The organism is Streptomyces sp. Root1310 (assembly GCF_001426425.1).
Classification (GTDB): domain Bacteria; phylum Actinomycetota; class Actinomycetes; order Streptomycetales; family Streptomycetaceae; genus Streptomyces.
Genome location: NZ_LMEQ01000012.1, coordinates 154,434 through 173,712, shown reverse-complemented (window position 1 = coordinate 173,712; position 19,279 = coordinate 154,434). Strand labels below are relative to the sequence as shown.

At 72.1% G+C, this 19,279-nt stretch carries 15 protein-coding genes and 1 riboswitch; of the genes, 9 read left to right on the top strand and 6 right to left on the bottom strand.

Annotated features, from left to right (window positions below; genetic code table 11):
• Nucleotides 1-3: 3 nt before the first annotated feature.
• Together ASD48_RS18895 and ASD48_RS18890 are read left to right on the top strand one after the other, a co-directional pair.
• Nucleotides 4-1,230: an amidase gene (locus tag ASD48_RS18895; RefSeq protein WP_079073845.1), complete on the top strand. Its 1,227-nt coding sequence runs from the start codon at nucleotides 4-6 to the stop codon at nucleotides 1,228-1,230.
• 144 nt (nucleotides 1,231-1,374) lie between these two features.
• On the top strand, nucleotides 1,375-1,962 hold the full coding sequence (locus tag ASD48_RS18890; RefSeq protein WP_057602824.1) for an NAD(P)H-dependent oxidoreductase: 588 nt from the start codon (nucleotides 1,375-1,377) through the stop codon (nucleotides 1,960-1,962).
• 17 nt (nucleotides 1,963-1,979) lie between these two features.
• Here the strand turns inward: ASD48_RS18890 and ASD48_RS18885 are convergent, their stop codons facing one another.
• The 4 genes from ASD48_RS18885 to ASD48_RS18870 all read right to left on the bottom strand — a co-directional run bounded on the left by ASD48_RS18885 (nucleotide 1,980) and on the right by ASD48_RS18870 (nucleotide 6,651).
• The gene (locus ASD48_RS18885; RefSeq protein ID WP_079073844.1) at nucleotides 1,980-2,954 is read right to left on the bottom strand and encodes an ABC transporter permease; all 975 of its coding nucleotides are present in this window, start codon (nucleotides 2,952-2,954) and stop codon (nucleotides 1,980-1,982) included.
• The gene (locus ASD48_RS18880) at nucleotides 2,941-4,005 is read right to left on the bottom strand and encodes an ABC transporter ATP-binding protein (RefSeq protein ID WP_242432652.1); all 1,065 of its coding nucleotides are present in this window, start codon (nucleotides 4,003-4,005) and stop codon (nucleotides 2,941-2,943) included. Before ASD48_RS18880 ends, ASD48_RS18885 begins: the two co-directional genes overlap by 14 nt.
• Nucleotides 4,006-4,133: 128 nt before the next feature.
• On the bottom strand, nucleotides 4,134-5,414 hold the full coding sequence (locus ASD48_RS18875; RefSeq protein WP_057602822.1) for a DUF2092 domain-containing protein: 1,281 nt from the start codon (nucleotides 5,412-5,414) through the stop codon (nucleotides 4,134-4,136).
• A 226-nt stretch (nucleotides 5,415-5,640) separates the two neighbouring features.
• Nucleotides 5,641-6,651 carry a polyprenyl synthetase family protein gene (locus ASD48_RS18870; RefSeq protein WP_057602821.1) on the bottom strand — a complete coding sequence of 337 codons (1,011 nt, stop codon included), beginning with the start codon at nucleotides 6,649-6,651 and terminating at the stop codon, nucleotides 5,641-5,643.
• 643 nt (nucleotides 6,652-7,294) lie between these two features.
• Nucleotides 7,295-7,521: riboswitch (cyclic di-AMP (ydaO/yuaA leader) on the top strand.
• A 3-nt stretch (nucleotides 7,522-7,524) separates the two neighbouring features.
• Between ASD48_RS18870 and ASD48_RS18865 the strand changes: the two genes are divergently transcribed.
• Nucleotides 7,525-7,998: a transglycosylase SLT domain-containing protein gene (locus ASD48_RS18865; protein ID WP_057602820.1), complete on the top strand. Its 474-nt coding sequence runs from the start codon at nucleotides 7,525-7,527 to the stop codon at nucleotides 7,996-7,998.
• A 184-nt stretch (nucleotides 7,999-8,182) separates the two neighbouring features.
• Here the strand turns inward: ASD48_RS18865 and ASD48_RS18860 are convergent, their stop codons facing one another.
• Complete coding sequence (locus ASD48_RS18860) at nucleotides 8,183-9,007, bottom strand: HAD family hydrolase (protein WP_057602819.1); 825 nt, start codon at nucleotides 9,005-9,007, stop codon at nucleotides 8,183-8,185.
• A 291-nt stretch (nucleotides 9,008-9,298) separates the two neighbouring features.
• Between ASD48_RS18860 and ASD48_RS18855 the strand changes: the two genes are divergently transcribed.
• From ASD48_RS18855 to ASD48_RS18830, 6 genes are all read left to right on the top strand, one after another.
• Nucleotides 9,299-10,363 carry a GNAT family N-acetyltransferase gene (locus ASD48_RS18855; RefSeq protein ID WP_242432651.1) on the top strand — a complete coding sequence of 355 codons (1,065 nt, stop codon included), beginning with the start codon at nucleotides 9,299-9,301 and terminating at the stop codon, nucleotides 10,361-10,363.
• A gap of 48 nt (nucleotides 10,364-10,411) precedes the next feature.
• Nucleotides 10,412-11,917 carry a glycosyltransferase gene (locus tag ASD48_RS18850; RefSeq protein ID WP_057602817.1) on the top strand — a complete coding sequence of 502 codons (1,506 nt, stop codon included), beginning with the start codon at nucleotides 10,412-10,414 and terminating at the stop codon, nucleotides 11,915-11,917.
• A 104-nt stretch (nucleotides 11,918-12,021) separates the two neighbouring features.
• Entirely contained in the window at nucleotides 12,022-12,777 is a 756-nt protein-coding gene (locus ASD48_RS18845; RefSeq protein WP_199875907.1) for a polysaccharide deacetylase family protein, read from the top strand.
• A 73-nt stretch (nucleotides 12,778-12,850) separates the two neighbouring features.
• Nucleotides 12,851-14,854 (top strand): hypothetical protein, encoded by a 2,004-nt coding sequence (locus tag ASD48_RS18840; RefSeq protein ID WP_242432650.1) that lies wholly within the window; start codon nucleotides 12,851-12,853, stop codon nucleotides 14,852-14,854.
• A gap of 359 nt (nucleotides 14,855-15,213) precedes the next feature.
• Nucleotides 15,214-15,687, top strand: coding sequence for a DUF1616 domain-containing protein (locus ASD48_RS18835; RefSeq protein ID WP_242432649.1), 474 nt, complete (start codon nucleotides 15,214-15,216; stop codon nucleotides 15,685-15,687).
• Nucleotides 15,688-15,971: 284 nt separating this feature from the next.
• Entirely contained in the window at nucleotides 15,972-17,066 is a 1,095-nt protein-coding gene (locus tag ASD48_RS18830) for a glycosyl hydrolase (protein WP_242432648.1), read from the top strand.
• Here the strand turns inward: ASD48_RS18830 and ASD48_RS18825 are convergent.
• Nucleotides 17,036-19,177, bottom strand: a complete 2,142-nt coding sequence (locus tag ASD48_RS18825; protein ID WP_242432685.1) for a lipopolysaccharide biosynthesis protein — start codon at nucleotides 19,175-19,177, stop codon at nucleotides 17,036-17,038. The genes ASD48_RS18830 and ASD48_RS18825 overlap by 31 nt on opposite strands.
• Nucleotides 19,178-19,279 lie beyond the last annotated feature (102 nt).

Sequence of the window (19,279 nt, the reverse complement as noted above, 5' to 3'; positions counted from 1 at the left end):
GGAGTGGGGTCCGTTCCCCCGGCGTGGCCGCCGGCCGTGGAGATCGCCGCGGCCGTGCGGGCGGGGCGGCTGTCCGCCGTGGACGCCACCGGCGAGGCGCTCGCGAGGATCGCGCGGACCGACCGTTCGCTGTGCGCCTTCGCCGAGGTGTGGGAGGAGCGGGCGCGGGCGTGGGCGCGTGAGGTCGACGCCCGGGTCGCCGCAGGACGGCGGCTGCCGCTGGCCGGGGTGCCGATCGGCGTGAAGGGGCGTCACGGGCTGCGTGCGGCGTGCCCGCTGGTCGCCGCCGGATGCGTGCCGGTGGGGGCCACGGCCGTGCCGGGACCCGGCACCCCCTGGCAGACCTGGGGCCTCGGCACACACGGCCGGACCGTCAACCCCTGGCGCGCCGACCGCACGCCCGGCGGCTCCTCGGCCGGGTCCGCGGCGGCGGTGGCCGCCGGCCTGGTCCCACTGGCGACCGGCAGCGACGGCGCGGGCTCGGTGCGGATCCCGGCCGCCTGGTGCGGCGTGACCGGCCTGAAGACCACGAACCGCCGTCCGCCGCCCGGGGACGGACCGGTATCGGCCCCCCGGGACCGTACGGGACTGGCGGCGCCCGGCGTACTCGTCCACCACGCGGCGGACGCCGAGGCGTACTGGCAGGTCATGGCACCGGGAGCGGGGGCGGGCCCCGCCCCCTTCCCGGGCCGGGTCCCGGCGGTCGCCGTCTTCTCCGCCGACCTAGGCTTCGCCGATCCCGACCCGGAGCCGCTCGCCCTGGCCCGTGCCGCCGCAGGACGCCTCGCCGGGGCGGGTGCCGTACGGCTGCTGCCGTCCTCCGACGCGCCCCTACGGCTGACGGACCCCGCGTCGGCCTGGCTCGCGCTGCGCACCCCGGGCTCGGACCTCCGCGCGGCCGAACGCGTCCGGAACGCCAACGACCGTCTGCTGGCCGACCTCTTCTCCCGCGTCGACCTGCTGCTGACCCCGACGACACCGAACGCCGCGCACGGTCACGAGGGCCCGGGTGACCGGTACTCGACCGCGCTCACCTGGGCGTTCAACCTGAGCGGGCATCCGGCGATCAGCATCCCGGCGGGGGTCGGCGCGGACGGCTGCCCCGTCGGGCTGCAGCTGGTCGCGGCCCACGGCGGGGAGACAACCCTCCTGGCCGTCGCCCGCGCCGCCCACACCGCCCGCGCCGCCCGCGCCGCCCACACCTCGTCGTGCCACCAGGCCTGGCCGTAGCCCTCACCCTCCGCCTCCGCTTTCGCCCTCGCCTCCGTCTCCGTCTCCGTCGCCGGTGCATGAGGGCGAACAACAGAATACTTGCGCGCACATATAATGCAGGTGCAGACTATCTTCGTACGCCGACTACCTGGGGGATGGATCATGACCCGTCGCAGTTTCCTGTTCGTGCTGGGCAGCAGCCGTCCGGACGGCAACACCGAGTTGCTGGCCCGCGCGGCGGCCGAGCAGTTGCCCTCCGATGTCGAGCAGACGTGGATCAGCCTGGTCCGGCACCCGCTGCCCGACTTCGAGGACCAGCGGCACGACAGCGACCGCGTCCGCCCCACCGAGGGCAACACGGCGCTGCTGCTCGACGCCACGCTCGCCGCGACGGACATCGTGATCGCGTCCCCGCTGTACTGGTACTCGGTCTCCGGCCAGACCAAGCGTTACCTGGACCACTGGTCGGGCTGGCTGCGCACCCCCGGCCTCGACTTCAAGGCGACGCTCGCCGGGCGCACCCTCTGGGGTGTCACCGTGCTCGCCGACGACCAGCCCGTGGTCGCCGATCCGCTCGTCGGGACGCTCAACAACTCGGCCGCTTACATGGGGATGTCCTTCGGCGGGGTGCTGCTCGGCAACGGCAGCAAGCCCGGCGACGTCCTCGGGGACACGGATGCGCTGACCCGCGCGAAGACGTTCTTCTCGGGAGAGACGCCGGCGGCGCGCTTCCTCTGGGAAACCCGCTGAGACCTGCGCCCTGACGCCTACGCCGTGACGTCCCTCGTCGTGAAGCGCGCCCAGGCCGCCGAGCCGAAGACGGCCGCGTACAGGGCCTGGAGGCCGAGGTTCTTCTCCAGGTCGTCCCAGTAGACCGGCTCGCGCATCAGGTCGGCGAAGGACAGCCAGTGGTGCGAGAAGAAGTACGGCTGCACGGCGTGCAGTTGGGGGATCTGGTCGAGGATCTGGACCGTGATCAGCAGGCCCACCGTCGTCGCCATCGCCGCGATGCCGCTGCTGGTGAGGGTGGAGACGAACAGTCCGAGCGCCGCCATGCCGGTCAGGGAGGCGGCGACCACCAGGGCGATCAGCAGCGCCCGCAACAGCCCGTCGCCGAATCCGATCCGGGTGCCGGAGATGGTCGTCAGATCGCCCAGCGGGAAGAGCAGCGCCCCGACCGTCAGCGCCGAGACCGCGACCACCAGCGTGGCCACCAGGCAGAAGATCATGACGGTCGCGTACTTGGCGAGCAGCAGGCGGGTGCGTCCGGCCGGGGCGACCAGCAGATAGCGGAGCGTGCCCGCGTTCGCCTCGCCCGCGATCGAGTCGCCCGCGATGACACCGATCGCCATCGGCAGGAAGAACGGCAGGGTCACGGCGAGCGCGGTGAAGACCAGGAACAGCCCGTTGTTGGTCACCTGTGAGATGAAGGCCGGACCCTCGCCACCGCCCCCTCCCCCGCCGCCGCGTCCGCCGGACGAGCCGTCGCTCGTCTCGATCTTCACGGCGATCCCGACCAGCACCGGCACGGCCGCCAGCACGCCCAGCAGCGCGAGGGTGCGCCAGCGCCGGAAGGTGGTCAGCAGTTCGCTGCGGAGCAGCCCGAAGGTCCAGGTCCAGTGCGCCGTCCGCACCGACGTCGAGCCCGGCGTCGGTGCCGGTCCCGGTGACGGCGGCGATGCCGTCGGCGATGCCGTTTCCGGCGTCCGGTTCCGGTCGTCCACCGTGTCAGCCCGCGACATCGAATCCCTCCCCCGTGAGAGCCACGAACGCGTCCTCCAGGGAGGCCCGCTCGACGGCGAAGCCGCGGACGCGGACGCCCGCCGACACCAGCGCGGCGTTCAGATCGGCCGGATCCCGGTCCGGGGGCGGGGCCTCGGCACTCACCCGGTCCTCGCCGAGGACGACATCGTCCGCCCCCTGCTCCTTCAGCACCCGGGCCGCGTCCGCCGGGTCCGGCGTCGTCACGACCAGTCGGCCGCGTGTTCCCGCGGCGAGATCGGCCACCGGGCCCTGGACGAGCAGCCGGCCCTGGGCCATCACCGCCGCGTGCGTGCACACCTGCTCGATCTCGTCGAGCAGGTGTGAGGAGAGGAAGACGGTCGTGCCCTCCGCGGCCAGTTCCCGGATCAGCGAGCGGATCTCCCGCATGCCCTGCGGGTCCAGGCCGTTGGTCGGCTCGTCGAGGACGAGCAGCCGACGGGGCTGGAGCAGGGCGGCGGCGAGGCCCAGACGCTGCTTCATCCCGAGGGAGTACGCCTTCGCCTTCTTGCCGGCGGCGGCCGTCAGACCCACCCGCTCCAGGCTCGCCGACACCCGCGCACGCCGGGTGCGCGGATCGGCGGTCGGGTCGGCGGCGTCGTAGCGGAGCAGGTTGTCGCGGCCGGAGAGGAAGCCGTAGAGAGCGGGACCCTCGATGAGGGTCCCGACGTGGGGCAGTACGGCCCGCGCGGCCCGCGGCATGGGTTGCCCCAGGACGCGGGCCGAGCCGGCCGTGGGCTCGATGAGCCCCATCAGCATGCGGATGGTGGTGGTCTTGCCGGAGCCGTTGGGGCCGAGGAAGCCGAAGACGCTGCCCGCCGGGACGGTCAGGTCGAGGCCGTCCACGGCGAGCTGCCCGCCGCGGTAGCGCTTGGTGAGGCCGCGGGTGCGGATGACGGCGTCGTCGTCCGCAGGCACCTGTACGGACTTCGGCGCTGACTCCGGCAAGGTGCCGGGCGCCGACTCCGCCAAGGTGCCCGGCACGGACTCCGGCTCGGGCTCCCGCACGGACTCCGGCGCTGACTCCCCCATCGGCTTCCTTCCCGGCCTCCCGGCCTCCGGGTGTCCGGAGGCCGGCCGCTGCTCTACGTCACCCGCGCCGCCACTTCGTCACTGCATCACTTCACCGCTCGGCGGTCCCGCATGCTTGGCCGCTCGGCCTACTTCGCCGCGTTCGCCGCCTTCACCAGGGCGTCCTTGGTGACCGCGCCGACGTAGACCTTGCCGTCGTCCGTCATCAGGGCGTTGATCAGGCGGGTGGAGAAGACGGTGCCGGAGCCGAACTTGCCGGTCACCTTGTCGCCGAACGAGCCGAGGAAGCCGCCGAGGTCGCCACCGGCCTCCGTGCCCGAGGGCATTCCTTCGCCACCGGTGTCGAAGACGGCGACGGACGTCCAGCCCTCGCCGAGGACATTGAGGCCGTCGAGTCCGTCCGGGCCTTCGGCGCCTTCGGCGCCTTCGAGGCCTTCGAGGTCCTTCGCGAGGTCGTCGGACCTGCCCGGGTGCCCGGGGGCGCTCTCCCCGGCCTCGTCGCCCTCCGTGACCTTCGCGCCCTTAGGGGCGGTGAAGTCGAAGGTGGACGCGGCGGGCTTGGCGAAGCTGACCTGGGTGAAGCCCGCGTCCACGACGGCTGCGCCGCCGCTCGCCGGGGTCAGCGTGAACTTCAGCGGCAGACCCGTCTTCGCGTCCACGGCCACACTGATCGCGCCCACCGTGGAACCGGACTGCTTCGGCTTGACCAGCAGCTTGTAGGCGTCACGGCCGGCGACCTGGACGGTGCCGTCGACGGTCACGGAGGTCGTGTCGTCGACCGCCTTCAGGGCGTCGTCGGTGAGCTCCTTGGGCGTGGCGGGGACGGGGGTCTCCGCCTTGCCGGAGCCCTTGCCTGCGCCCTCGCCGGAGTTCTCGTCGGCGGTCGAGTGGTAGACCTCGTTGGAGGCGCTGTCGTACCCCCAGACGTCCTTGCCGTTGTGGATGACGCTGTACTCGGCGGCGTCCTCCAGCAGCGAGAGCTTCTGCCGGTCCGGGCCGTCGGCGGCGACGCGCAGGGTGTGCGTGCCGGAGGCGAGCTCGGTGAGCTTGGTGGACGGGTCGGCGGACGAACCGTCACCGCCCTGGGTGGCCCCCGAGAGGAGCCCGCTCTCCAGTCCGCCGAGGTCGGGCAGCCCGAGGTCGGTGCTGATCTTCACCGTCCCGGACAGCTGCTGCACGTCCGAAGCGGCGATCTTGTCGAGGAGCTGCTGTGCGGTGATCTTCGGCAGGTCGGGGTCGCCGGAGTCGGCGAGCGCCGGGACCAGCCCGATCGTCGCCGCCGCCACACCGATCACGGTGACCGGGACGATGTACCGTGCGGCCTTGCGCCGTCCGAGGCGCAGGTCGTCGGCTTCCGCGCCGGTCGACTCCCCGCCGGTCGTGGTGTCGTCGGATGCCTTCGGTGCCATGTGTGCCTTACCTCCGTCGTCGGCGGCGGCTGGTCATCTCGCGCCTGAACGTCCCCACCCCAAGCCGCCATTCTCACCCGAATCGGTGAGGAGTGGTGTTTTCCGTGGTTCCCATCTGACCAAATCGGCCATGGGGAAGCGTCAGCCCGAGGGCTCAACTCCACATACGCCTGCGGTATGACACGGAGGTGACGAGGCGGCATCCGACCCGTAGGGGTCCCCGGGGTCAGCCCGCCCGGTGGACCACCGCGTCGCAGAGTTCCATCAGCGCCGCCTTCGCGTCGCACTCCCGCAGCGGCGCCAACGCGGACCGCGCTTCCTTCGCGTACCGCACGGTGTCCCGGCGGGCTTGCTCCAGCGCCGGGTGGGCCCGGAGCGCCTGCAGTGCCTCGGTGTGCCGGGCGTCGTCGGTCAGGTCGGAGTCCAGCAGCTCGCACAGGGCGATGTCCTCGGGCAGCGACAGCCGCGCCGCCCGCTCCCGCAGCCTCAGCACGGGCAGCGTGGGAACGCCCTCGCGCAGGTCCGTCCCCGGCGTCTTGCCCGACTCGTGCGAGTCCGAGGCGATGTCCAGGACGTCGTCCGCCAGCTGGAAGGCGACGCCGAGCCGCTCGCCGTACTGCGTGAGCACGTCGACGACCGTCTCGTCGGCGCCGGACATCATCGCCCCGAAGCGGCAGGCCACGGCCACCAGCGAGCCCGTCTTGCCGCCGAGCACGTCGAGGTAGTGGTCGACCGGGTCCCGTCCGTCCGTGGGCCCCGCGGTCTCCAGGATCTGCCCGGTGACCAGCCGCTCGAACGCCTCGGCCTGCACCCGCACCGCCTCGGGCCCGAGGTCGGCCAGGATGTGGGAGGCGCGTGCGAAGAGGAAGTCACCCGTGAGGACGGCGACGGAGTTCCCCCAGCGGCTGTTCGCGCTGGACACACCGCGCCGCACGGCCGCCTCGTCCATCACGTCGTCGTGGTACAGCGTGGCCAGGTGGGTCAGCTCCACCACGACGGCCGAGGGCACCACACCCGGCGCGTACGGGTCCCCGAACTGCGACGCGAGCACCACGAGCAGCGGCCGGAACCGCTTCCCGCCCGCGCGTACGAGGTGCTGGGCGGCCTCCGTGATGAACGGGACCGCGCTCTTGGTGGCCTCGAGCAAGCCTTCCTCGACAGCCGCCAATCCGGCCTGGACATCGGCTTCCAGAGCCTGGTCCCGCACGCTCAGCCCGAACGGCCCGACGACGGTCACGAGGGGTCTCCTGTCTGCTGGTGTCTACTGGCGATTACGCGGTTTGTCGATAGGTCTCTGCCATCACTCAAGTCAGCGTATCCGGTCACGTTTCGATCACCGATAGCCCCCACGTCCCGCGGGCTCGAATGGACTCGCCCGGGAGGCCCCCGCAGGCCAGGCGGTATCGGATCACGCCCGATATGTTTTTGATCAGCTCATATGAGCGGACATGGAGAGAGTTACCGGGAACCCGGGATTCATGTCCCGGACCGGGTCTCCCGTCGGGCCGACGGTCCCGCGCGCCCCTCTCCCCACGTGACGACGATCACGCATTCTCCTCACCCTTCCCCCGCGACGCGTCGGGCGCGAGGGGAGGCGATCCCCCTCCGCCCCCTCCACCACTCATCGCCGGTGCTTTAACGATGAGTTGGGACTAATGCCCGATTCGCCACTCTTGTGCAAGCTGGTGAGTTGGCTCACTCCCCACGAAGATCCGGCTCAGGTCCCCCCTTCACCGATTCTCCGCACCCCTCAAGCAAGTTGAAGCTTTGCACCCACAAAGGATCAAGCACCCCATAGGCCACAGACCAAGGTCAATAGGGGTGATCTGTGAATCCGGTACTTGTTTCGGACATGTGCTCTCGCATACGTTCCCGGCCTGTCGGGCGGAACGCCGAATCCTGCCGCCGCCCGCACACCCATCGATAACGCTCGGCAGGAGCGGGGGAACCAGGTAAGTCGCCGAAACGGATTTCCGGATGTCTTGGACACACAAGACGTTTCGGGCAGGCCGTACGGCTTGGGGTAAAGCCGCGACCGTCAGGACGCGACCGGGCAGCTCCCGCCCGAACCCGACAGCTCACCTCGCAGGCGCCGGAGAGGAAATTCGACATGCCCGCTGCCGCTCAGCCGCGCCGCAACCGTTTCATCCGCACGATCGCCGTCGCCGCCACCGGCGCGGCCGTGCTCGCTCTCCCCGTCCTCGGGGCGACCACCGCCTCCGCGGCGACCCCGGCCGTCTCCACGGCCACCAGCCTCGGCTACGCCAACAACCTCGACGGCTGGATCCGCGCCTCCCTCCAGGTCATGGGGCAGCACGGCATCCCGGGGACGTACAACGGCATCTACCGCAACGTCATCCGCGAGTCCTCCGGCAACCCCTACGCCATCAACCTCTGGGACTCCAACGCGGCCGCGGGCATCCCGTCCAAGGGGCTGCTGCAGGTCATCGACCCGACCTTCCGCGCCTACCACGTCAACGGCACGTCGTGGGACTCGTACGACCCGGTCGCGAACATCACCGCCGCCTGCAACTACGCGGCCGCGCGTTACGGCTCGATCGACAACGTGTTCGGCGCGTACTGACCGTCCCGCCGGCCGGTCACCGGCTGGCGGCCGCCGGGGCCCGGGGCTCGGCGGCCGCCGGCCCGGTAGCCAGTAGCCGCCAGCCGGTAGTCGCCAGCCGACAGGCGTTGGCAGGCGACCGGTGGCCGGTAGAGGTCGCCCGTAGCCCGTAGCCGGTAGCCGGTAGCCGGTAGCCGGTAGCCGGTTACGGAAACATTTGTTCGAGGACGACGGCCACGCCGTCGTCCTCGTTCGATGTCGTCACCTCGTCGGCCACCGCCTTGAGCTCGGGATGGGCGTTGGCCATGGCGACCCCCCGGGCCGCCCAGTCGAACATCGGGATGTCGTTGGGCATGTCCCCGAAGGCGACGGTGTCCTCGGGCCGCAGCCCCAGGCGTTCGGCGGCCAGGGCCAGCCCCGTCGCCTTGGTGATCCCGCAGGGCTGGAGTTCGACCGTGCCCGGCCCCGACATGGTGACCGTGGCCAGCGAGCCGACCACCGAGCGGGCCGTCGACGCCAACTCGTCGTCGGACAGCGTGGGATGGCGCAGCAGCACCTTGCTGATCGGCTCGCACCACAGGTCGTCGCGCCGGCCGACACGCAGGGCGGGCAGCGTCGGGTGCGGCATCCGGTAGCCCGGCTCGATGAGCGTCAGTCCGTCGACACCGTCCTGGTCGACAGCCGCGTACAGCTGCCCGACCTCCGCCTCGATCTTGCCGAGCGCGGTCTCGGCCAGCTCCCGGTCCAGCGTGACCGACCACAGCAGACGGTCCGCGCCGGCGTCGTACAACTGCGCGCCCTGCCCGCACACCGCGAGCCCCCTGCTGTGCAGCCGGTCGAGCAGGGGGCGCACCCGGGGCGCGGGCCGTCCCGTCACCACCAGGTGACGTGCGCCGGCGGCCGCCACCCGCGCGAGCGCGTCGAGGGACCGGTCGGAGAAGGTGTCGTCGCCGCGGAGCAGCGTCCCGTCCAGGTCGGTGGCGATGAGGGAGTACGCGGTGCGCGCGGCATATGCGGTGGGTGCGGCCATGATCAGAGAATACGGATCCCGGGCCCCCCGGGTTCGACGCGAACCGGACGACGTCCACGTCCTGTCCGGTTCTGCCAACTCCCCTTGTACGCCTGGCTCACGACTGGTCGCCGACCGTCTCAATGAAACGGCTTTCTGGCACATCGCCGGGTAGCGGACGGTTGAAGGCCTCTGTACCGGTTGGCAACAACATACGACGCTACCTACCGCGACGCCCGGATGGAGCGGTACCGTCCAGGTGTCCAGGGGGGACTTGATCGGGGGGTCAGGTTGAGCAGTGGGCGCATTCGTGTGCTGAGGCCGCAGGACCTCGGCGAGGGGGAGAGGGAGCGGTGGCGCGCGCTGCGTGGCGCGTCGACGCTGCCGCGAAACCCCTTCATGGAACCGGAGTTCACCGACGCCGTGGGCCTGGTACGGCCACGCTCGCGGGTGGCGGTGGTGTACGAGGGGCGTGAGCCGGTCGGCTTCCTGCCCCACGAACGGGGACGGCTCGGACAGGGCCAGGCCCTCGCGTACGGCGTCTCGGACGCGCAGGGCGCGGTGCTGGCCCCGGGTCTCGGGCTGGAGGCCGGCGAACTGATGCGCGCGTGTGGTCTGTCGAGCTTCGCCTTCGACAACCTGGAGGCGGAGCAAGGGCTGTTCGTCCCGCAGGCGGCCGAGGAGTACGCCTCCTATGTCATCGACGTCGAAAAGGGTTACGAGACCTATGAGTCCGTGCTGCGCGCCCAGTCGCCGAAGTTCCTGAAGACGACGCTGGCCAAGGAGCGCAGGCTCGGCCGCCAGGTCGGGGAGGTGCGGTTCGTGTTCGACGAGCGCGATCCGGCCGCACTGCGCACGCTCATGGCGTGGAAGTCCGCGCAGTACCGCAGGACCGGCCGCCGGGACCGGTTCGCACAGGAGTGGATCACCCGGCTCGTACACGTGCTCTCCGAGACCCGCGCGCCGGAGTGCTCCGGCACGCTCTCCGTCCTCTACGCCGGTGACCAACCGATCGCCGCGCACTTCGGACTGCGTTCGTCGACTGTCCTGGCCTGCTGGTTCCCCGCGTACGAACCGGGGTTGGCGAAGTTCTCGCCGGGCCTGGTGCTGCACCTGCGGATGGCCGAGTCGTCCGCCGCCGAGGGCATCGGGCTGCTCGACCTGGGGCGGGGCGCGGCCGAGTACAAGGACTCGCTGAAGACCGGGGAGCTTCCCGTGTACGAGGGGGCGTGGTCGCGTCCGGGGGTGGGCGCCGCGCTCTACTGGCTCGGCCGTGAGCCGTCCCGCCGGGCTCATCACTTCGTGCGCAGCCGGCCGAGGCTCGCCGCCGCGGCCGCACGGACCTTGAAGAGCGCGGGCCGACTGCGCCGGCCGTGACGGGCGGCACCGGCCGGCGGAATGACGGGCGTGAGACAAGGGGGGTTCATGTACCGCGCTGCACGTGCACAGCAGGAGATACAGAGGTTCCTGGACATCGAGCCGGTGCAGGTCGCCGAGCTGGAACTGGACGACGGGGGTGTCCTCAGACCGGGGCCGGGAAGTCCGCCCGTCACGCCCGGCGAGGTGTTCGTCCTGGTCAGAAGGGGCGGACGGCCGATCGGAACGCTGCTCGGGTCGGTACCGCGGGGCGCGGACCCGAAGACCGTCCTCATGGACCTGGCCACGCGCGACCGGGCCACCCCCGGGCCGCCTTCCCCGAAGCGCGGGGAGTCCGGGGAGCGCGCGGAGCCCGGGGAGCGCGCGGAGCCCGGGGAGCGCGCGGAGCCCGGGGAACTCGGGGAAGGGGCCGGCCCGGTCACCACGGCCCCGGCCGTCATGGCCCAGACCGTCATGGCCCAGACCGTCGCGGCCCAAGCCGTCGTGGCCCAGACCGTCGCGGCCCAGACCGTCGCGGCCCAGACCGTCGCGGCTCCGGCCGAGACCGCCTCGGCTGCCGCCGTCCCGTTCACCACGGTCGTCATCGCCACGCGTGAGCGCGCCGAGAAGCTCGCGCACGCCCTCGACTCGCTGCTCGCCCAGGATCATCCGGACTTCGAGATCGTCGTCGTCGACAACGCGCCCGTGACGGACGAGACCCGGGACCTTGTCGAACGCAAGTACGCCGAGCGGGTGCGGTACGTCACCGAACCGGCGCCCGGTCTTGCCGTCGCGCACAACAAGGGTGTCGGGACCGCCCACGGCGAGGTGATCGCCTTCACCGACGACGACGTCGTGGCGGACCCGCGCTGGCTCACGGAACTCACCGCGCCCTTCACCGCCGACCCCGGCCTCGGCTGCGTCACCGGCCTGATCCTGCCGGCCCGGCTGCGTACCCCCGCCCAGGTCCTCCTGGAGAGCCACGGCGGCTTCGCCAAGGGCTTCACGGCCCGTACGTACGACCCGCAGGACCCGCCCGCCGACGAACCGCTGTTCCCGTTCACCGCCGGCCGCTTCGGCTCCGGCGCCAACATGGCCTTCCGTACGGAAGTGCTGCGAGCGGCAGGCGGCTTCGACCCGGCGACCGGGGCGGGGACTCGCGCGCGGGGCGGCGACGACCTCTACGGGTTCGTCCGGGTCCTCGCCGGGGGCCATCGGCTCCACTACACCCCGCTGGCCCTGGTCTGGCACCACCACCGGGAGACCTGGCGGGACCTGGAGACCCAGGCGTACGGCTACGGCGCCGGCCTCACCGCCTACCTCACGGCGATCCTCGTCAACCGGCCCGGCCTGCTGCCCGCGTTCCTGGCCCGGCTGCCCCGGGGACTCGCGCACGCGCGGACGCTGACGGCGAGCCGGGAGGCGGAGCCCGCGTCGGACGGCGCGCCCGGCGGTCACGACGTCCGGACGCACGCCTGGCCGGCCCGGCTCTCCCGGCTCCAGCGGCGCGGCATGCTCTACGGGCCGGTGGGCTATCTGCGGGCCCGGCGCGCACTGCGAGGTGCCGCGCGATGACGGCGTCCCCGGGCAGAGCCGACGCAAGCGGAAGCGGCGACGGCAACAGCAACAGCAACAGCAACAGCAACGGGAGTATCCCGGTGTTTCTGTACCACGCGGTGATGGAGGAACCGCCCGGCTGGATCGCCGAGTTCACCGTCAACCCGCAGCAGTTCGGCGAGCACCTGGACGCCGTCGTGGACAGCGGCCGTACGCCCGTCACGATCAGCGCGCTCGCCGACCACCTCGCGGGGCGGGCTCCGCTGCCGCCCCGCCCGGTGCTGCTCACCTTCGACGACGGCTTCGCCGATCTGCCCGGTGCGACCGCCGAGGCGCTGGCCGGGCGCGGACTGTCCGCGACCGCCTACCTCACCACCGGAGCGATCAGCCCCGGCGGGCGCAGCCTGCTGCCGCCCGCGCCGATGATGACGCTGGATCAGGCGGCACAACTCGAGCGCTACGGCATGGAGATCGGCAGCCACACCGTCACGCACGCCCAGCTGGACACCCTCGCACCGCGGGCGCTGGCGCACGAACTGCGGGTGTCCCGCTCGGTGTTGGAGGACGCCCTCGGCCACCGGGTCCGTCATCTCGCCTACCCGCACGGCTACAACAGCGGGCGGGTACGGCGAACGGCGGCTGCCGCGGGCTACGAGACGGCCACCGCCGTACGGCACGCGCTCAGTTCGGACCACGACGAGCGCTACCGCATCGCCCGGCTCATCGTGCGGCGCGGCCACACCGTCGCCGACGTCCGGGACTGGCTGGCGGGATCCGGCGCCCGTGTCGCCCCGTACCGCGACGGACCGAGAACGGTCGGCTGGCGCTGGTACCGCCGCGCCCGCGCCGCCGTACAGGGGCCGGTGTTCGCAGGGTGAGCCGAGTTCGGCGATTTTGGTGTGAAAAGAAGAGAAAATTCCTATAGTCGACTTGAGGGAGGGGAGCCTCGACGTGCATCAACACGTGCCCGTACCGAGCACCGAGAGCAGCGAGCTGCCCACCCCTGACCTCTCCACCGGACCGGGAAGCCCCGGCGCCCCGGGCGCCCCGGACTCTCCGAGCAGCAAGGGTGATCCGGGCGGTCTCGATGGTCCGGGCGGTTCGGGTCGTTCGGGAGGTCCCGGGGGTCCGGGCCCGGCCACCGGCGGTGACCGCAGACCCTGGCGGATCCCGCGCCGTCCGCCGGACGCGGGCCTGCTGACGCTGCTGCTCGCCGCCGGACTGTGGGTGTACGCGCTGCCCCGCATCGGCTTCCGCGAGATGGGCGACTACGGCCTGCTGGACCGGCTGCCGGTCGCCTACTACCTCTCGTTGCTGGTCCTCACCGCGGGCTTCGTCCTCAGTCTGCGGCGGGCGGGCACCGCGCCCTGGTGGCCGGCCGCGCACTGCGCCGCGCTGCTCCTGGCGCTGAAGGCACCGCCTGCGGTGCTCTACGACGCGGTGCGCTATCCGTGGGCCTCCAAGCACGACGCAATCGTCAACACGCTGCTCGCCAACGGGGAACTGCGACCGGGCGCTGCGCTCTCCGGCAACATGTCCGCGTACGACCAGTGGCCGGGCTTCTTCACCCTCGACGCGGGCCTGGTGCGCGCCTTCGGCGTGGAGAGCGCCGCCGTGTACGCCAACTGGGCGCCGATCGTCTTCGGCCTGCTCATGATGCCGGTGCTGGTCCTGATCTACCGCACCTTCTGCGAGGACTGGCGGCTGATCTGGACCGCCGTGTGGATCTTCCAGCTCGCCAACTGGGTGGGCCAGGACTACTTCGCCCCGCAGGCGCTCGCATTCCTGTTGCACCTGACGGTCCTCGCGGTGGTGCTGCGGCACTTCGTCCGGCCCGGGTCCGCCGGACGGCTGCGCGACCGCACCTTCCTCGACCCGGTTGCCGCGCCCGTCCCGCCGCCGACGGGGAGCAGGCAGCGCGCGGTGTGCGTGGTGATCCTGGCTCCGCTGATCGCCGCCGTCAACGCCACGCACCAGCTCACCCCGGTGATGCTCACCATCTGTCTGGTCGCGCTCAGCCTCACCCGCCGCTACCGCAACTACGGGCTGCTGGTCGTCGCCGCGCTGCTGATGCTCACCTGGGACCTGACCATGGGGCGGCCGCTGTTCGTCGAGACGCTCGCCACCATCAGGAAGTCGATCGGCGAGCTGACGGAGAACTCCCGCGCGGGCTACGCGGGGCAGCTCACCGGGCCCGGGCCGGAGCTCGCGGGTACCGCCAACGTGGCGATGGTGCTCGCGGTCGCCGTCCTCGCCGGGACGGCCGTCGTCCTGCGGCGCCGGCTGACCCGCAGCGCGCTGCCCCTGCTGCTGGTGTCCGTCGCCCCGGTACCCCTGTTCGCCGTCAACGACTACGGCGGCGAAATGCTCTTCCGCGTCTATCTGTTCGCCCTGCCCGGCGCGGCCTTCTTCGCCGCCGCCGCGCTGGTGCCGGCCGTCGCCGGAACCCACCGCAGCAGGGCGAGGGCGCTGCGGCGCAAAACGGCGGCCTTCGCGCTGCCGGCCGTACTGCTGGTGCTGCTGGCCGGCTTCCTGCCGTCGTACTACGGCAAGGAGAAGATGTTCTACACGCCGCCGGACGAGACCGCCCTGGTCACCAGGGCCCTCGACAACGCTCCCGACGGCTCGCTGATTCTCGCCACCAGCGGCTCCTTCCCGCAGGCACTGCACCGCTACGACCGTCTCGAGCACTGGTTCTTCGCCGAACAGGCGCTGCCCGAGAACGAGAAGATGCTGAAGGACCCGGCAGGCTATCTCGCGGACGGCATCCCACCGGGCGCGAAGGCGTACGTCGTCCTCACCCGCACCCAGGACGTCTACACCGCCGGCGAGGGTCTGCTGCCGCCCGGCGGCTTCGAGACCCTGCGTTCGAAACTGTCCGCCTCGCCCCTCTTCCGGACCGTCGAGAGCCATCCGTACGGCGTTGTCCTGGAGTACCGCCCGGCCACCCGATGAATGACCACAAGGTGATCGAAGTGACGACCACAGGCTCCGAGGACACCGACAACGAGAACACCGCCGACAAGGGCCACGGGGAACGGAGTCACGGGGAACGGAGTCACGGGGACCTCGGCCACGGGGACCTCGGTTACCGGGACCTCAGTTACCGGGAACTCGGGTACGGGGGCGCGGGCCACAGGGAACCGGGCCCGGGGGGCGCCGGGCATCGGGGCACCGGGGGCGCGGGGAAGTCGGGCGCGGGAAGCGCGGGCAAAGGAAGCGCGGGCGCAGGCCCGGGGAGCGCGGGCCCGGGGAGCGTAGGCCCGGGGAGCGTAGGCCCGGGGAGCGCGGGCGTAGGCGCAGGGAGCACGGGTGTGGGAAGCGCGGGTGCGGACCTGGGCGCGGGACTCATGGGCGAGGCCGAAGGGGCCGAGGGCAGCAGGTTCACCTCGACGCACCTGAGAGTGCTCGTCGCGGCTTCGGGCTGGTCGGCGTTGGCCGCCACCGCCGTACCCGGTCCCACCCCGCTGCGCTGGATCCCGGTACTGCTGTTCGTCCTGTTCGGTCCCGGCTGCGCGGCGCTGTATCCGCAGCCAGGACGCCTGGCCTCCGGCGCCAGGCTGGAGGCGGTCGCGCTCGCCGCTCCCATCAGCCTCTCGCTCGGTGTGCTCACCGCCACCTCGCTGTTCCTGGTGAAGGCCTTCTCGATGACCGCCTTCCTGGTCTCCCTCGCCTGCTTCACCACGGTCACCGCGGCCCTGCCGGGGCTGCCGCTGCCCGCCGCTCGGCGCGGCGCGGTCGAGCGCGCCAAGGTCAGGCGCAGGCCTTCCGGCGGCAGTGACACATGACGGGGCGGCATCGGCTGCGCGGACCACGCAATCCGGCCGAACCGCACGGGGCGAGGGCCACGGAAAACCACATGGGGGACGGGTTGAGGGACGACTTGGAGGACGGGCCGGGGAATGCCCTGGGCGAGGGCTTGGGCGAGGGCTTGGGCGAGGGCTCGGTCAGCGGGCCGAGCACCGGATCAGGCGACGGCCTGGGCAGCGGGCCGAGCACCGGATCAGGGAACGGCCTGGGCAGCGGGCCGAGCACCGGATCAGGGAACGGCCTGGCCAGCGGCCCGAGAAGCGTGAGGCGCACTTACACCGCTGTCGCGATGGTGGCGGTGGCCGCGCTGCTCGCCGGGCTCGGCATCTGGGCCGGCCGCTCCGGGGACCCGGACTCCGCGACGGACGCCCTGCCCGACAACGCGGCCTCGGGTGAGCTGCCCACCGGCGCCTGCGCCCCCACCGACACGCTGATCCCGCCCTGCGGCGCCTGGTGGGGCGCCGCCGTGCCGTACACCGAGGACGGCTCGCTCAAGGACGCCGTGCACGGCTTCGAGAAGAGGATCGGCCGCAAGCTGGACCTCGTCTACAACTACCACGACATGTCGGGCACCCGGCTCGACGGGGAACTGCTCACCCCCGACGAGCAGGAACTCGGCAAGGACCGGCTGCTCATGCTGGCCTGGGAGTCCACCGTCTGGACCGAGCCGCACCACGAGAACTGGACGGAGACCCAGCTCGGCTGGAAGAACATCGCCTCCGGCAAGCTGGACGAGAAGATCCTCGATCCGCAGATCCGGCGTATCAAGGCCTACGGCAAACGCGTCTTCCTCTCCTTCGACCAGGAGACCGACGCCCGCATCAAGGAAGGCGCGGGCACCCCGCAGGAGTTCGTCGCCGCGTACCGCCATGTCCGCGACCGGTTCCGTGAACTGGGCGCGGACAACGTGGTGTGGGTGTGGACCGTCTCCGGCTACCTCGGCAGCGCGGCCGACATGAAGGCGCTCTACCCCGGGGACGCGTACGTCGACTGGATCGCCATGGACCAGTACAACTACTACCAGTGTCACGGCACCACGGACTGGAAGGACTTCCTGCGCAGCCAGCGGCCCAGCTACGAGTGGCTGCGCGCGAACATCAGCGACGAAAAGCCGGTGATGCTCGCGGAGTTCGCCACCGCACCGGACGCCGCCGCCCCGCAACGCCAGCGCGACTGGTACACCCGGATCCCCGCCGCCGTGAAGAAGCTCCCGGAGGTGAAGGCGCTGGTGCACTGGAACCGGCCGACCTCCGAGAAACCCGCGTGCGACCTGACCGTCAACGAGGGCCCGGGCCTCGAGGGCTACCGGGAGGCGGGCAGGAACGGCTACTTCCACCAGCCCGTGCCGCCCCGCTGACCGCTCGCTCCCGCTCCCCGTGGCTGCCCGGCCCGCACCCGGCCACGGGTGACGAGCGGCAGGAACACCGCGCCGAGGACGAGCAGGACGAACAGGGGCAAAACCGCCGGCGCGAGCTCCTGCCGCCACACCCAGCCGCCCACCGCGACGAGATACAGGACGCCCCAGCGCCCCGGCCACGTCAACCACCGGTCCGCGCGGGCGAGCAGCAGCCACAGAGGTACGAGACCCAGCAGCTGCACGGCCGGCGGTGCCCAGCGCAGCAGCGGTCCGGGCCCGTCGAGGCGCATCCCCTCCGCGAGGAAACCGGCCGCCTTCGCGTACACCGCCCCACCGACCGGTGACGGTTCCCGGCCGAAGGCGAGAGGTACGGCGTACAGGGCGAGCAGCACCGAACCCAGCGCCGCCCCCGGCAGCAGCGCGCCGCGCGCCGCGCGCAGCGTCACCGCGCCGACGAACACCACGAGCAGCAGGCCCCCCGCGACGAGCGCCGTGGGCGGCAGCGCCGCCAGCAGCTGACGTCCGGTCAGTACGTCCTCGGACGGGCCGCCGAGCCACGGCAGCTCGCGCAGCGCCGCCGCCCAGAAGGCCGCGGTGGCCACGCCGAGCAGGCCCCACAGTCCGCCCGCGACCCACCGCTCCCGGCTCCCGGCCTCAACGGACCGGCCGCTCGCGACCTCCCGGGCGGGCTCGTGCGGGGGCCGCTTTATCAGCGCCAGCGTGTCCGCCTGCAGCGCCTCGCGTTCGTACCCGGGACGTCCTATGAACAGGGTGACCGTGTCCTCGTCGATGCCGTCGCGTTCGTAAGCCGCCCGGCGCGCCCAGTTGGTGCCGTATCCGGCGGTGGCGTTCAGCCGTGCCCAGCGGGTGCCGTAGGCCGGTGCGGTGGCGGAACGTCCCACGGGCGGAAGGTCGTTGCGGCGCAGCGCGGACCGCAGGCCGACGGCGGAGACGGCGGCGATCAGCGTCATGCTGATCAGCACCGCCCAGCCCGCGCCGGCGATCCCGGCCGGGGCGAACAGCACGGCGGCACTGCCCAGCACCAGCGTGCACATGGCGCCCTGGAGCGCCGCGAGCACCCCGGTTCGTCCCTGCACCCGCAGCACCCCGATGTACAGCTCGACCACGACCCGGGGCAGCGCCCCGGCGGCCAGCAGCCGCAGCACCGTGGTGCCGTGCTCGGCGTAGTCCTCGTGGAACGGCAGCAGGATCTGCGGGGCGAACACCACCAGGACCAGCACCACCGGCACCAGCAGCAGCGTCATCCGGCGCAGCGCCCCGCGCACACCCTCGGCGAGCTGCCGCGGATCGTGCGAGGCGTGCGCGGTGAGGGAGGAGGCCATGTTGATGGCCATGAACTCCATGGTGCCGCCGACGGTGTACGCCACGTAGAAGTAGCCGTTCTCCGCCGCGCTGAAGCGGACCGCGACCATCACCGGCAGCAGGTTGATCATCGCCAGGCTGAACAGCGCGCCCAGCGAGTCCCCGGCCAGGAAGCGGCCCAGCTCACGCAGTCGGGGAGGCTCCAGGTGACGGTCGGCGGCGGCCTGGCGCGGGATCAGCCGGCGGAAGATCAACCAGCCCAGGGGCAGCGTCGAGAACGCGATGGCGACGGCCCAGGACACGAAGATCCCGAGCGTCGGCAGCGCGGTCGCGCACACGGCCAGCAGGATCAGCTTGCCGACGGAGAACACCGCGTTGCCGACGGGCACCCAGCCCGACCTGCGCAGGCCGGTGAGCACCCCGTCCTGGAGCGTGAGCAGCGCCCACGCCACGCACGCGATGACGAACGCCGTGCCCGCGGCGGCCGTGCCGAGCGGCGCGTACGTCGCCCCCCACAGGTCCAGCGTGAGCAGGAAGGCGAAGGCGGCGACGGCCACGACCACGGAGCTGGCCGCGTACGCACGCCACACCAGCGAGCCCGTGGCCCGTCCGGCGCGCGGCACGAAGCGCACGACGGCCCCGATCATCGTCGTCGCCGTGATGCTGGCGAGCAGCCGCATCGCCGCGATCGCGGCCGAGCCCTGGCCTACGGCCTCCTCCGAGTAGTAGCGCGCGGCCACCAGCCAGAACCCCAGGCCCAGCACGGCGGACACGCCCGTGCTGAGCATCAGGAAGTAGGCGTTCTTGAACAGGGATTCGGAGCCGCGAGTGCCGTCGGCCGGTGTCGTGTCCGCCGTCTCCTTGCCGGCGGGCGGCGCCGAGGGTTCGGG

Bases quoted from the DNA above. Each gene is read 5' to 3' on its own strand.
- ASD48_RS18850 (WP_057602817.1), top strand. From the start codon at position 10,412: ATGTACCGCGCTGCACGTGCACAGCAGGAGATACAGAGGTTCCTGGAC.
- ASD48_RS18860 (WP_057602819.1), bottom strand. From the start codon at position 9,007: ATGGCCGCACCCACCGCATATGCCGCGCGCACCGCGTACTCCCTCATC.
- ASD48_RS18880 (WP_242432652.1), bottom strand. From the start codon at position 4,005: ATGGGGGAGTCAGCGCCGGAGTCCGTGCGGGAGCCCGAGCCGGAGTCC.
- ASD48_RS18845 (WP_199875907.1), top strand. From the start codon at position 12,022: ATGGAGGAACCGCCCGGCTGGATCGCCGAGTTCACCGTCAACCCGCAG.
- ASD48_RS18875 (WP_057602822.1), bottom strand. From the start codon at position 5,414: ATGGCACCGAAGGCATCCGACGACACCACGACCGGCGGGGAGTCGACC.
- ASD48_RS18885 (WP_079073844.1), bottom strand. From the start codon at position 2,954: ATGTCGCGGGCTGACACGGTGGACGACCGGAACCGGACGCCGGAAACG.
- ASD48_RS18825 (WP_242432685.1), bottom strand. From the start codon at position 19,177: ATGCTCAGCACGGGCGTGTCCGCCGTGCTGGGCCTGGGGTTCTGGCTG.
- ASD48_RS18890 (WP_057602824.1), top strand. From the start codon at position 1,375: ATGACCCGTCGCAGTTTCCTGTTCGTGCTGGGCAGCAGCCGTCCGGAC.
- ASD48_RS18865 (WP_057602820.1), top strand. From the start codon at position 7,525: ATGCCCGCTGCCGCTCAGCCGCGCCGCAACCGTTTCATCCGCACGATC.